Annotated in this window: 15 protein-coding genes; 5 read left to right on the top strand and 10 right to left on the bottom strand. The window is 59.7% G+C overall.

The window, feature by feature from the left end:
- Positions 1 to 86 precede the first annotated feature (86 nt).
- Together NHF48_RS02535 and NHF48_RS02530 are read right to left on the bottom strand one after the other, a co-directional pair.
- Entirely contained in the window at positions 87 to 1,565 is a 1,479-nt protein-coding gene (locus NHF48_RS02535; protein WP_263816650.1) for a S41 family peptidase, read from the bottom strand.
- A gap of 45 nt (positions 1,566 to 1,610) precedes the next feature.
- Positions 1,611 to 2,690, bottom strand: a complete 1,080-nt coding sequence (locus tag NHF48_RS02530) for an AraC family transcriptional regulator (RefSeq protein WP_253070111.1) — start codon at positions 2,688 to 2,690, stop codon at positions 1,611 to 1,613.
- Positions 2,691 to 3,252: 562 nt separating this feature from the next.
- On the opposite strand from NHF48_RS02530, the gene NHF48_RS02525 reads away from it, so the two are divergent.
- The 5 genes from NHF48_RS02525 (at position 3,253) to NHF48_RS02505 (ending at position 6,493) form a co-directional block, all read left to right on the top strand.
- On the top strand, positions 3,253 to 3,699 hold the full coding sequence (locus NHF48_RS02525; RefSeq protein ID WP_263816649.1) for a hypothetical protein: 447 nt from the start codon (positions 3,253 to 3,255) through the stop codon (positions 3,697 to 3,699).
- 1,230 nt (positions 3,700 to 4,929) lie between these two features.
- Positions 4,930 to 5,103: a hypothetical protein gene (locus NHF48_RS02520; RefSeq protein WP_263816648.1), complete on the top strand. Its 174-nt coding sequence runs from the start codon at positions 4,930 to 4,932 to the stop codon at positions 5,101 to 5,103.
- 328 nt (positions 5,104 to 5,431) lie between these two features.
- Positions 5,432 to 5,629 (top strand): hypothetical protein, encoded by a 198-nt coding sequence (locus tag NHF48_RS02515; RefSeq protein ID WP_253070109.1) that lies wholly within the window; start codon positions 5,432 to 5,434, stop codon positions 5,627 to 5,629.
- A 110-nt stretch (positions 5,630 to 5,739) separates the two neighbouring features.
- Positions 5,740 to 5,943, top strand: a complete 204-nt coding sequence (locus NHF48_RS02510) for a DUF5818 domain-containing protein (RefSeq protein ID WP_253070108.1) — start codon at positions 5,740 to 5,742, stop codon at positions 5,941 to 5,943.
- Between the two features lie 106 nt (positions 5,944 to 6,049).
- Positions 6,050 to 6,493, top strand: coding sequence for a hypothetical protein (locus NHF48_RS02505; RefSeq protein ID WP_253070107.1), 444 nt, complete (start codon positions 6,050 to 6,052; stop codon positions 6,491 to 6,493).
- Between the two features lie 232 nt (positions 6,494 to 6,725).
- On the opposite strand, the gene NHF48_RS02500 is transcribed toward NHF48_RS02505, so the two are convergent.
- The 8 genes from NHF48_RS02500 to NHF48_RS02465 form a co-directional block, all read right to left on the bottom strand.
- Positions 6,726 to 7,553, bottom strand: a complete 828-nt coding sequence (locus NHF48_RS02500; RefSeq protein ID WP_263816647.1) for a retropepsin-like aspartic protease — start codon at positions 7,551 to 7,553, stop codon at positions 6,726 to 6,728.
- Positions 7,554 to 7,663: 110 nt separating this feature from the next.
- Positions 7,664 to 8,554 (bottom strand): alpha/beta fold hydrolase, encoded by an 891-nt coding sequence (locus NHF48_RS02495; RefSeq protein WP_253070105.1) that lies wholly within the window; start codon positions 8,552 to 8,554, stop codon positions 7,664 to 7,666.
- A 200-nt stretch (positions 8,555 to 8,754) separates the two neighbouring features.
- Positions 8,755 to 9,465 (bottom strand): serine aminopeptidase domain-containing protein, encoded by a 711-nt coding sequence (locus NHF48_RS02490; protein ID WP_253070104.1) that lies wholly within the window; start codon positions 9,463 to 9,465, stop codon positions 8,755 to 8,757.
- Positions 9,466 to 9,646: 181 nt separating this feature from the next.
- Positions 9,647 to 10,411: an anti-sigma factor family protein gene (locus NHF48_RS02485; RefSeq protein WP_253070103.1), complete on the bottom strand. Its 765-nt coding sequence runs from the start codon at positions 10,409 to 10,411 to the stop codon at positions 9,647 to 9,649.
- Positions 10,408 to 10,917 (bottom strand): RNA polymerase sigma factor, encoded by a 510-nt coding sequence (locus tag NHF48_RS02480; protein ID WP_253070102.1) that lies wholly within the window; start codon positions 10,915 to 10,917, stop codon positions 10,408 to 10,410. The genes NHF48_RS02485 and NHF48_RS02480 overlap by 4 nt, the downstream gene beginning before the upstream one ends.
- The gene (locus NHF48_RS02475; RefSeq protein WP_253070101.1) at positions 10,917 to 11,693 is read right to left on the bottom strand and encodes a YncE family protein; all 777 of its coding nucleotides are present in this window, start codon (positions 11,691 to 11,693) and stop codon (positions 10,917 to 10,919) included. The genes NHF48_RS02480 and NHF48_RS02475 overlap by 1 nt, the downstream gene beginning before the upstream one ends.
- Positions 11,694 to 11,736: 43 nt before the next feature.
- Entirely contained in the window at positions 11,737 to 12,510 is a 774-nt protein-coding gene (locus NHF48_RS02470) for a YncE family protein (protein WP_263816646.1), read from the bottom strand.
- On the bottom strand, positions 12,434 to 12,838 hold the full coding sequence (locus tag NHF48_RS02465; protein ID WP_253070099.1) for a DUF305 domain-containing protein: 405 nt from the start codon (positions 12,836 to 12,838) through the stop codon (positions 12,434 to 12,436). The genes NHF48_RS02470 and NHF48_RS02465 overlap by 77 nt, the downstream gene beginning before the upstream one ends.
- Positions 12,839 to 12,954: the final 116 nt, after the last annotated feature.

Raw genomic sequence — 12,954 nt, 5'->3', positions numbered from 1 at the left:
ACCCGTGGTGCCGGAAGCGGCCGGTCCGCTTTCCTTCCCATACCGGCCATTCCTGAAATTCGATTCCAATTGGGAAGGCTGATTGTTCAGCTTACCACGGTGACCGCCCGCATTAGCGCGATATCCCGTTCGGCTTGAATATCGGCAGTCCGGGCCGACACGGTGATATCGGGCATGATTCCAGCATCCGGCTGCTGTGTCCCAGGCCAATAGGCGATTAGCGGCAGATCGACCTCGACGCCCGATTCCGGCAGCCCAACGAAGAAGAAGGCACCGCCGTTGATGCCACGGCGGTTGCCGCCGGTCTGCTCACCAACCAGCGTTCCCAACCGCTGACGCTGCATGAGGCCTGCGAAGCCGAAGGTGGCCGAAGCGTTCTTGGAGCCGACGAGAACGGCGACCCTGCCGGCGAACCGGCGACCCCTGGGCTGAATAGTGTCGGTGTCGGAGGCGTCGCCGGGACGGGTCAGAGTGTAGAAGCCGGCCGAGTCGGGACCAATCGCCGACGCTCCCCAATCCTTGAAACTGCGGTCCCAGGTCTTGAGGTAGGGAGCCAGCCGGTCGGGTATCTTGCGGTAGCGTACATGGCGGGAATAGCTGTCGGCGGATAGCGGCGCTTTGATCAGGCGGGCAATGATCGCCGCCCCGCAATCGAGTCCGCCCCCGTTGTCGCGCACGTCGATGACGATGCCCGAGAGCTGGCGATCGACCGCGGTGTCCAGACTGGTGTCGATGAAGCCCTGCCAATCCCATTTTTCATGGAAAACCGCCCAAGTGGGCATGGTCAGGATGCCGACCTGGCCGCGCATCTCGAACGTCCAGCCATAAGGGGAATCCTTGGAGGAATGGCGCAACGCCCCGTTCCGCGCTGCGGCCGTCATCAAGGGGCAAACGATCGTTTCGCCTCTGCCAGAGATCCGCACCACGACACGGGCCGAGGGGCCGGACGATGGGAACAGCAGCGCCCGGAGCACGTCGAATGTCGGCTCATCGGCATCGCCGGGTATGCCGAGGTCGGCTACCTTCCGCGCATCATTGCTGCCGTCGGTGCGGGCATAAGGGAGCATTTTCGCCAGCATGTCGCGTGCGCTGATACCGTCGATCGCGACGACCTCGCTTCCGATCGGCAGATGATGCCCGCTGCCTAGATCGGCGGTGACGATCATGCGCCGGTCCAGCCATCTGAAGGCGAACGGTAAGCGATCGGGCTTGCCGAACAGTGCCGACGCGACGGCCGAAGTCTGGTTGGCGGGATTAGGAAAGCTGTGACCGCACCGCACGCTTGCGGTAAACGCCGACAGCGCCAGGTAGAAGTCTCCCAGCGTATGGGGCGTCGCAGCGAAGCGATCGAGGCACTGGCGCTGGCGCTGGAAGTTCGCCGGGGTCAGATAGCGATAGAGGCCGGGATGCAGGTTGGCATAGGCGTCGCACAGGATGGCGATATCTGATCGCATAGCCACGGGTGACAGCAGCGTATCGTTCGCCTTGGCGGGAGCGGGCAGAAAGGCGGCTGCAACTAGGCCCGACGCTCCCGTCATAAGGTGCCGGCGATCGAGATGTATCATGGTCTTGCTCCGAGCGGATGTGCCCCGAGGAGATGCCGATGCCGGTCAGGTGATGCGCTGCAAATTCGGGCGTTCCGCGTCATTTTTGTCAGTTGAGACGCGACGATAGGTCGAAGGCGTGACGCCGAACCGCTCTTTGAAGACGCGGTTGAAGGTCGCCTTCGATCCGAAGCCGGCATCGATCGCGAGCGTCAGGATATCGCCATCGCTGCCGCCCCGCAGGCGGGCGGCGACATGCTCGACGCGCTGCCCATTGATCGCTTCGGCGAACCCCAGCCCCAGCCCCTCATTGAGGCCGCGGGACAGATAGGCGGTGTTGGTCCCCAGTCTGCGGGCCAGCTCGGCAAGATCGAGGTCCGGATCGCGCCACCATCCATGCGCTTCGATCCGGTCCATCCACCCGGCCGCGATCGGCCGCCAGTCGCGCTCGATCGGCTCCACGATCGGCTGCGGTCGGGCGTCCACCTGCCGCCAGCCCTCGATCGCCAAGTAATTGCCGACGACTGCCAGCACGACGTAGAAACCGAACATATCGAAGTAAGAGAGTGGCGCGATAAACGTATCAGCGATCAGGTATCCCGTCCGCACCGTCACGATCGCGGCGTAGGCGATCAGCACGGCCCGCACGCGCCTTGCCGCGGCGAGGTCGGATCGGCGCGCCACGAGCCAGCCTCGATGCCGGCGCAGCGCACGCAGGGCTGCAACGGCATATCCGACCATCGACGCGAGCAGCAGCGCCGCCAGGATTGGATCAAGCCAGGGGCGTTGCACCTGCCGGTCGAACGCGTCGCGCAGATCGAGCGGCAGGCAGAAAGCGACAGCCTGATAAGCGAACTGAACAACCGGTAACGCGGCGTGCCAACGGGGTATCGGGCGATCGAAGATCAGGGCGTTCAGGTGCGCGTAGAGCAATGGCCCCATCGCCAGAGGAACGGCGAACGGCGCGAACGAAAGCCACGGCCATCGATCGTAGAAACCTGCATAGCCGATAGTGAACGGCGTCAGCACGCCGCACAGGACGATCAGCAACGCTCCGAGAGAACGTCGCGCCATCCCGCCCTGCCCAATGATGGCAGCCGCCAGCACAAGCATTTGTGCCTCGAACAGACCGAGGATGAGGGACATGGGACCGATACTCATATGATCATCAGCCCCGCCCCGCCGACAACGTCAATGGGTGATCGAGGTGGATAGGTGCAGGCGTCAGGGTTCTCGAAATACAAGGCTGGGCAGGTTGCGAGAACGCCGACATTTTCTCTTTTCCCGATCGATTTCGAGAAAGCCGGATCGGACGAGAACGCCCAAAGCCGGACGTTCCGGTGAGCAACTTGCAGTCTTGCAAGCGGACATCCGTTCATTACGACGATGCCAACTATCTGAGGAAACATCCCGCATGCCCACCGTCGCTACAGTTTGCGCGAACGTCCTAATTTACGGGCTTCTGGGGTGGGCTGTCGTAGGGTGGCTGGGGCACCGGACGCATGCTCGCGTAGCTGGACTATTTCTTGCTGTTGGTTTCGCTCTTGGCAGTTTCGGGGGCATTCTGCGGCAGAACCCGAAAACATCCTCCAACTTCGTGCCCTCGGTTCAGTCATGGGGTTAGCCGCCCTGTCAGCATTGATGTTCTACCGGCGTCGCGGCATCGCTCAATAAGCTCTGGCGAACAGCTGCCAATTACACAGCGGAAATGACTGCTCGCAGCGGTGTCGACATACTTTCCATCCCAAACGAAAAGCAGTCAGGCCGTACACCACCAACCCCGTCATTCGTGATGCAGAAATCAAAAGTTGTGCTTCAGCTGGCAGAAGATATGGATTTCAAGGCAACACGGTACGCACCCTCCGCTAAGTATCCGCGCATCTGGAACCGATCTACCTTGAAGGTTACCTGTGAACAGATCGACATCGGCTTTTTCAATGGCCTGAATGCTGCAATTTCAGCCTGGCTCTCGACAGGGGTTTTTAGCAACGTCATGACCCCATCCGGGTCCTGTTCAGCGACGCATTCACCAAAGAGCACAAGCGCAACAGCGGCACGTTGGCCTTCGGGGGGCACTGGCGAGAGTATCCGTCGGTGGAGCCTGGAAGGCCTGCACTACCTTCGCGCGATGAAGCGCCTTCTGACCATTTCTTAAAAAGATTTCTGCCACTGCGCCACGGAGCAAGCTAGCCTGGAAACGTAACTCTCCGCCCGGAAGGCATGTGGACGTAAATATTCTTAAGGCTTGCTTGTACTCTTCGCGACTTGTGGGGACGGTCGCCAGCAATTTCATACCGTCAACCTGATGCTGCCCCACGCATCTTCCAAATGCATCCATAGATTTAAGCGCGTCTATGTTGCGACGTGGCTCTTTCGCATCAACTCCGGCAACTACCAGACAGGCAATGATGCAGAGGATAGCTCGCATTGTGCTGCTCCGAAACGCTGGATGTGCGGTGGCTACCATCATTTCGACAGAATGACCGATCCACAACCCAGGATCAACCCGCCCGCTCCTCCTACGTTGATGCAGAAATCCGAGCATTTGGCGGGCGTGTTCGGTGGTAGGTTTCCCAGAGTGCAGCCCCAAAGCCCCCAGTCCGCTTTCCTGCCCGTTCGGCCGTCCTGCTGGAGCCACTTGTGGACGTTCGCAAACGCTCTTGCCCTGCCTATTAGCGGACGTCAGGATGGGAAAATGACGAGAATCAAACGACTGCTTCAATCGTCTTCGCGCGCTTTATCACTCGTGGCGTTTCTAATTTCCGTACCTGCGCAGGCGGCGCCTCAACAGGCCAAGTCGGCATCCACGTCAGTGGCTGGGGACATAGTCGTGATGGGTACGACAAGAGCACGAATTGACCGCACGGTTAAAAGAATGACTAATTCTTATGAAGCGCAAATTCCGCGTTGGAACTCCTCTATCTGCATTGCCGTACGAGGCGTGCTGCCAGATCGAGCCCACTCTATCGCTGACACACTCGAACTGAATGCGCGAGAAGTAGGGGTGGTGGTTGAGCGCGGATCATGTTCGCCGAACGTCGAAATCTTCATTTCGGGACAAGCGGACGCGCTCGCGAGTCGGTTCTTGCATCATCAACCCAATATGTTCCGGGACGTTGCCCGATATGGAAGACCGCGCTCGCGTGACCGGGCAGAACTGCTAAGTCCAGTGCCGATACGATGGACGGTGGGCACGGTAAGAGAATTGCGCTTGGGCGTAGCGTCTCGGCTTTCCCAACCATCGAGGGAAAACAAAGATCGATTACTGGTTATTGTCGATTTACCTCGATGTGCCAATGTAACGTGGGGGCAACTCTCCGCCTACCTTACTATGGTAGTGTTAGCTAACCCCGAGCACACGAACGATGGAGCAAGCGGAACGATTATGGCGCTGTTCGATGTTGGTATGACTAAAGAGAAACCCAAGGGGTTAACCGACCTAGACCGATTCCTGCTTAAAGCCTTGTATGTCACTGAAGAGCAAGTTCCAGCAGGTTCCCAGCGGATCGCGATGACGGACTTCATTGTGCGACAACGTGACAAACCTACTCTGAGATAACGTTGCCTACCTGCTGTCTTCATTGATTAAAATGCCGTTGCTGTCGGTAGTCGGATAGTTCGCGACGCGGTATCTATGTCCATAGCGGACGGTCCGCTTTCCACCAGTCTCACCGTAAATGCGGACAGTCCGCATGCACCTTATTACGCCGTATACTGTGAAAGCAGTGCGTTCCTGCCGCTTCAGGATCTGCTGCCAGAACGTGGTGCCGTCCTCCATTGGAGAAGCTTCTTTCGCCTGTGGGTAGCGGGTGTCTTTGCCGAATAACCTCAACCAACCGGCCGCTAATGCCCCTGCCTCCGCCACGGCGTTTATGATAGAAGGCCACATGCTCAAGACAAGATTGAAGCGGGTCGCCGATCGCGGCGATCACGCGGTGCAGCGCCTTGGCGAGATCGAAGCCTCGATCGCGAACCTTTCCAACGAGGATCTGCTCGATTTGGCTGACATCTTCAAAGCCGAGCCCCGCCCGCCAATCGGGGATATGGCGTTCGCGGAAATGGCGCGGCGGAATATCAGTCTCTGAGGGCCCGTCGGGAACGGCGTAGCGGAATCCTGTGCCCCACCGAGGCGCATCGGTTACGCGGAGGATCTCCCGCAACTTTACATGATCATAATCAAGGCGACGACGCAGCGATGGTAGCGATTGGTTCCCGGATCAATGAGATAGGCATTCTGGTCCGCGATGGCGGGACCTTCTATCTTCGCCGCGATGTCGGTGGGCGCTACGAGCTGGAGCTGCACCGTACCCCCGTCGACCTCGTTGAAAAACGCGTCCAGCTCATCGGCACATTGGTCGGCCCAGATTTGGTAAACGCTGACGGCGTTGCGCCAGCTTAGCAGACTGACCACTCCTCCGGTCTAGTCGTCTTCCGCTGGGCGCAATTCTGATTCAACCTGACTCATTGCCGTTGCGCACAAACCACGAGCGGGCATCCTCCATGTCATGGAACAGCGGATCATTCATGCCTGCGGTCATGAGCAGGCTCATCATCTCACCGGCTTTGAAAGCCAGCAGGAACGTAAGGCCAAGTGGCTGAAGACGACTATCTGTCGTGACTGCTTCGTTGCGGAGAAGAAGGCTGAGGAGGTCGCTGCGGCAGCGTTAAGCAGCGCTGCTGTCTCACACCTTGTTCTTCCGCCGCTGACTGGGACCGATCGGCAAATCAGCTGGGCGTCGACGGTCAGGACCAAGCGGCTCGCAGCGCTGATTAACTCGAACAGCGACGCCGACTGGAACGCATGCCTTCGGGTCACTGACGCCAAATGGTGGATCGATTGCCGCGATCTTACTGACGTTGATCTGATGGCAGCCGCGAACCAGGCGTCAAACATGCAAAGCGTGCCGACGCTCATGCCATCGACTACGAATCCCGTGATTGCTCTCTAAAAGGCAGAGGCTGACCCAGCGGTCACGCGGATAAGCCAGACGCATCCCTAATGTATTCAAGCAGGGGTCTAGACCTCCTGAAGGAGGTGTTTCATTTCGCTGTTACCGACCCTGTTTGAACAGGATTTGTATTCAAACCACATGCTCGCTCAGGGTATACCTCGATTGACACTCCTGCTTGATCAGCATGGCAGCCTTTGTGACGCAGCGTCGTTGACGTGTCCCGTAGCGCTTAAATCGTCGAACTGCAGAAAGCCTTTGCGCCTCGAGCAGCTGCAAACGGCACAGTACGCCAAATGTTTGCGCCGACGATCATCCCCGGCTTGTCCCTGAGCCCAAAGCCTTCAAACACCGCCAGGTCGCTCAGACGGGCAGTAAAAGCAGGCAATGTCTTTGATCCGATCGTCGCGTCGGCGATCGTCGCTTTGTATGACGCGGTGCTCGCCTTGGGGGCGAAGCCGACCACCCCTTTTGCGGCACTGACGCCACTACCGTTCTTCGATAATCCCGAAGCCGACGCGGCAGGCCAATTCAGGATTGTAGCTCCCGCTCCGGTATCGACGATGCCCAGGGCATGAGCGCCCCCATGCAGCGACACTGGCACGGATAGAAAGCCATTTGCCCCGCCAGGCCGAGCTAACAACGGGTTGTCGATGCATCGTCCCCACCGACGTGGATCAGGTCGATCAGCGTCGATCAGGGAAAGGCGCCCATTGGGGACGTCAAAAACGTAGGAGTAATGCGAAAGGACATCGTTACCCAGTATGCCGTCGTAATGCTGGTCAGACTTGTCGCTGAACTGCGCCATGTCGGTGACGACCACGTCAAGGTTGCGGAAGCTTAAGCCCGCGATCTTCAACCTGCGCAGCCGAGCATTTTGAAACGACGACTGAGCGCCGCTGGCACCCTGCACATTGCTGGTCCCGGACGCGGCCTCCGAAAAACGGGGAGCAAGCGCCTGATCAATCACCGTCGCACCCGCGGCGGTATCGACAATGAAGCGGTACGGATGACGGTCGTCACCCAACCTCACTTCGACAACCGCCCAATCGCCGCGCATGACCAGAGCGGTGGAGTGTTGCGGTACCGAACGCGCCGCAAGCGGTCCCGAACAGGCAAGCAGCGCTGCGATTATCGAAGCACCAGTACAAGACCGACCGATCAACGTTCTCACTGCGCGTACCCCTGTTCAACAAGATGGGCGATTACGGCACCTGCCACCGCAGCTGGCGCTTCACGGGCAGGAAAGTGTCCAGCGCCATCGACGACGATCCGCTGATACCCACCGGTAAACCACTGTTCCTGACCCTCGGATTCCTCGGGTGGGTCACAGCGATCGTCGCCCCCCTGAATCATCAAGGTCGTGACGCCGAGCCGTTCCATAGCGTCGACCTCCGCGCGTTGCAGAGCATAGCGGGCGTCCAGCGCTTCAGGCTGCCAGCGGTGCCGATAGCCATGCAGCGTGATCGCGACCCAGTCGGGGTTGTCGAAGCTTGAGGCAGCGCTTTCAAAGTCAGCGTTGGTGTACCAGCCAGGCGGACTCCAGGTGTCCCACTGCGTACGCGCGAAGCCGAGCGGATCCGAGGCCACCTTCATTGCCCCCGCTTCCGACGTCATAAGCCACTGGTACCACCAGCGTCGACACTGATCGAGCGACGGCACCTCGTACCGCCCCCGTGGCGTGTAACCTATGGCGAGAACCGCCATAGCGGCCAGTCGCTCCGGTGCCAGGGCGGCCATCGCATATGCTGCACGCCCTCCCCAATCGTGACCAACGACCGCAAATCGCTCGATACCGAGTGCGTCGGCGAAGTCGAAGGCGTCCTGTGCGATCGCAACGGAGCTTCCGTCGCGCAAGATATCGGATGATCGAAAGCGTGTTTGGCCAAAGCCACGCAGCCAAGGAGCGTACCATCGATAGCCTGCCCCCTCGAGCGCCGGGGTGAGGCCTGTCCAACCAGTCGGATCGTCAGGCCAACCATGGAGAAGAAGTAATGGGGGGCCATGCTCGGGCCCCCCGCTCAGATAGCCGATCTCAAGCAATTCCGTGCGAACGATCATCGGCTTCTCCCGTCTGGCAACTCATGGACATCCTGGATCAGGTCGATTGGTTGTCCTGCCAGACCGCCTCGTAATTCATCCGCCATGCGCGTCCATCCACCGACTTATCTTCGCAATCACCTGATCCTCGATGCCGTAATAGCCATGAGGCGTGAGAGAGCCGCAATTTTTGGCGGACCGGTTAGACCCGCCCGTCACTATCAGCACTTGACGTCACGGCTCATCGTCATCGCCCGAGCGACTTGTGAGGCGGCTTCTGGCGGGGCCACATTGCACTGGTCGTCCCGGTTGGCGACGATCAGAGCAGGTGCGCGGACGAGCTCGGGGCTGGCGCTAAAAACTGTCTCCCCGCTTCCGCCCATTACCGATACGGATTCAGTGAGTACGACACCGGCGATGGTACCTGCAGTTGCATGTGCAGCAGCGTTTACCGCCGCGATTGACCCTTGGCTGGTGCCAAGCAAGAAGACAGGACCAGTTACTTGCCTGTGCGCGAGCTTGACCAAGTCGTTGACCACGCTGGCGTAACCCGGTGAACTACGGATTCCCCTGAGGTTCGCGTGGCCGATCGTATCCGGAATGAGGACCGTGAAACCGCGTCGCGCCCACATCGTGCGGGTCCGCACGACGAAATTATCGCTGTGCCGAATGTCGGCGCTTCCGGTGAGACCAACATCGCCTGCTCCCCCAGGAAGCATGACAATCGCCGCACGCGCATCTGGAGGAGCGACCAGCAGCACTTTCTGCGTTTCGCCCTGACGAAGCCGCAACTCGACCAATTGCTCGGATACACGCAATGGTTTGGCGGGGCGCCGATCATGACCTTGTGCAGCAGCTGGATTCGCGAAGGTCGTCGGTTTCGCCACCATAAACAGTGACGCCATCGTCAATATAGCCGTCGTCTTTGTCATAACGGTCACGGCTCAATCCTTATAACTGCGCTGTTTGTTACTGGGCGATCTCAGATGACCGCGGAATGACAAGTGACAGCGCAATCGTGTCACAAACATTTCTATGGAAAACCGCTGCAATGCGATTACTCGGCCCTTCCTGCCACACCAGAGAGAAGTTCAGCTTCGATCTGATGGAATCTCAGACACGTTGCGACTGGCGCCGCACCGCCTCTGCAACCGACTGGAGTTCTGTTGCTGGTCGGGCCGCAACTATGCTGAAGCCAACACCGCGATCAGCCCAACTCACCCGACCGAGGTCACCGTCCGCGCTCTCCGTCATGCGAGCCGCCTTATCGATCTCCATTGGGCGGGTCACTACAGCGAGCCGAGTTGACGAAGGACCGTCATAGAGAAACATCGCGGCAGGACCGTGCGGCGTTGCGACCAGACGGCCTCCGGCGAAGCGGTACCCCGCCGCAGCGAGGTCGGGGACGGCTACACGGCTACCGAGCCGTTCAGACGTCCAGCTGACAAGCTCGTCCTGAGCCTGGGGTCCAAACTCGGCTCCACGCTGCGCATCGACGGCGTAAACCCGGTAATTGTCCGTCGCTTCCTGGGCCAGTGCACCGATGCCGGCACGCGGTGGTAGCGTCGAGTTGCGCATACCCCAACCGCCACCGAAACCGACCGCAAGTAGCAGTGCCGCGGCAATCGCCTGCCACCACTGCGGCCTCGTTTGATGGTGCGATACAATCGTGCCGACCCGCATCGCCGACGGGATCGGCTCGGTCGACACAGAGGCGAACATGCCCGCAATGACGGCTCGGTGCTCCGCTTGCAGAGCGAGTCGTCGCGCGACATCTGGATTATCAGCTAGATATCCATCGACGATCGCATGCCGCTCTGGGGGCAGGCGGCGATCGACCCAAGCCATGAGATCGTCTTCGCCGATCGGGGTCGTCATTTTACTCTCCGCAATTTCGGCCGCTCGCTGGCGCCGATCAGCTCTGACAAACGATCCCGACCCCGCGACAGGCGCGACATCAGCGTGCCGGTCGGGACGCCGAGGATGGCGGCAGCATCCGCGTAAGACAGATCCTCTACGGACACGAGCAAGATCGCGGCACGCTGGTCTGGAGGCAAGAGATCCAATACGCGCATAAGATCGCTATGTTCGATCCCTGTCGATTGTTCGGCCGGTACAGCAAGGACCGCGTCAGCGATCGCGTCGATCGCTACCGGCGTGCCACGCCGCGCCTGTCGCCTGCCATGGTCGACCAACAGATTGTGCAGAATCGCATAGAGCCAGGGGCGCACCGCGTCGCCATGACGCTTACGCCAAGATCCAACGGCTCGCTCGAGACAATCCTGCACAAGATCGTCCGCCGTCGCCGCATCTCGAAGCCAAGCGCGAGCATATCGTCGAAGACCTGGGATGAGTGGCTCGATCAGGGCGGCGCGTGCGTCCATCAGTCCTGCTGCACTTGCAAGACTGAGCCTGGAACACCGTCATTGCTCTCCGCCACCACCAGAAAGCGTCGCTCGGAAACCGTTTTAGCGGTGACGATCTGTCGGATCGGTCCGGAAACGTTGACGATCGCCGATCCTGCTGGGTTCGTCATGAAATTTGCCAAGGGTTCGAGCTCCCCCGACCCGTCGGCTTTGCCGGCCAGTGCGAGAATATACGAACGCTTGGGTGCCAAGCCGGTCACCGATCCCTGTACCACCTGGATCAGGCCCTGATCGAACAATGTGATGCTAGTCGGGCTCGCTACCGCGTTGCCGGGCGCAGCAAGTGTCAGGTGGGTGGCGTTCCCGGCCGTGCCGAGCGGCTGAAGATTGGCCGTGCCTGGACCATCGGGGACAGCGTTTGGAACGTAGGCGATCGCCTGCGGTGCCTGCCCAATCGGGATCGTACCGGTCACCACATTGCGTGCCGTATCGATGACCGCCAGCTTGTCGTCGTTCTCAAGCCCTACGTAGATGCGCTTGCCGTCTCCGGACGGCCAGATACCGTGCGGAAGCTTCCCGACGGGGATGGTCGCGACCTGACTGAAATCCTTGGTCCGGAATACTTTGACAAGGTTTAGACCACCGACGGTTACATAGGCGAACTGCCCCTTCGACGTGACGGCAAAATTGACGTGATTTGTAATCGGACCGGTGTCGAGCACCTTCTGGATCGCAAAGGGTGGCTTGGCGTCGAAGGCGACCGTCTTGCCGACATCCTTGAGCGTGAACCACACCTGCTTGCCATCGGGGCTGGCCGAGATGTTCGGACAAAACGGACTAGGTTGCTGAACCCTCCCCCACTTCCTTGTGGGTCGCGACGTCGAACACCGCCAACTCCGGGTTGAACGACGAGCAGACATAGCCGTATTTTCCGTTGGGCGAGAAGATGGTCATGCCGGGACCGCCGGGCGTCTTGATCCGGCTCGTCTCTTCGTACGTCTTTGGATCAAGCACGGAGATGTAATCCTCACCTCGGACCGTCGCCCATACCTCCTTGCCGTTGGGCGTGAAGAACGCCTCATGCGGGCTGCGGCCGATGTAGGTCGTGTGCTTGACCGTGTTCGTTGCGGTATCGATCCAAGTGACAGAGTTCGAACCGATCGAGACGACCGCAAGAGTCTTGCCGTCCGGCGAGAAGCCGAGACCGTGAACGAGCACCTGCCCTTTGTAGAGCGGACTGAAATTGCCAGGTTGCGGGTCACCCAACTTGATGACGCCGAGCAAGGTGTTCGTCGACGGGTCGGTCACCGACACCGTGTTGGAGAATTGCTCCGCTGCATAGACCCGGTCGCCGCTGCCGACCTTTTGATTTTCGCGATCCCAAGGCGCCTGCCCGTGCTTCCCATCTGTCTGATCGGGTGCAGAGTCGTCAAAGACGATTGGGATGTTGAGCGCGGCTGGCGCTGCCCAAACGCCCGGTTGCGCGGAAGCAACGCTGGCAAAACTCGCTGCCAATAGAAAAAATCGCTTCATTTCAAGGCTCCATATGCGGATGGGGAAGACCAGACTGTTGCGTAGGAACTGGAGCAGACGGCGGGAGCGGCTGGCCAAGCGCAAGGCGCATGGCGGCGATCTCCTGCTGCTGGTCGACGATAATCTCTTGTGCGATGCGTTTGAGTTGCTCGTTCTTGCCGTATCGAAGCTGAGCCACGGCCATTTCGATGGCACCTTGATGATGCGGCAGCATCATCGTCACGAAGTCCGCATCCACATCGCCCGACGGGGCGACCATCATGCCCGCCATCATCCGCTCCATCGCGGCGTTGACCTCGGTCAGATAAGGCTTCTCGTCATTCGCAACCGTCGCGAAGGCGGCACTGCCCCCGAAAGCAAGAGCTATGGCTATGTAAAATCGGACCAATGATCGGGTGACAGGCAAGATGGTCTCCTACGCAAAAGCGGTATGTCAGGTTAGACGTCGCCACTCGGCAGTTTATTCCCCGTCACGTGATATTTTCTCCGATCGGGTGCCAGAATCCTGGTTTAGTGACGTTT

It is taken from the genome of Sphingomonas sp. H160509 (genome assembly GCF_024124765.2).
GTDB lineage: Bacteria > Pseudomonadota > Alphaproteobacteria > Sphingomonadales > Sphingomonadaceae > Sphingomonas.
Note: the sequence above shows the minus strand (reverse complement) of the source record. Positions and strands in the feature narration are given on the sequence as shown.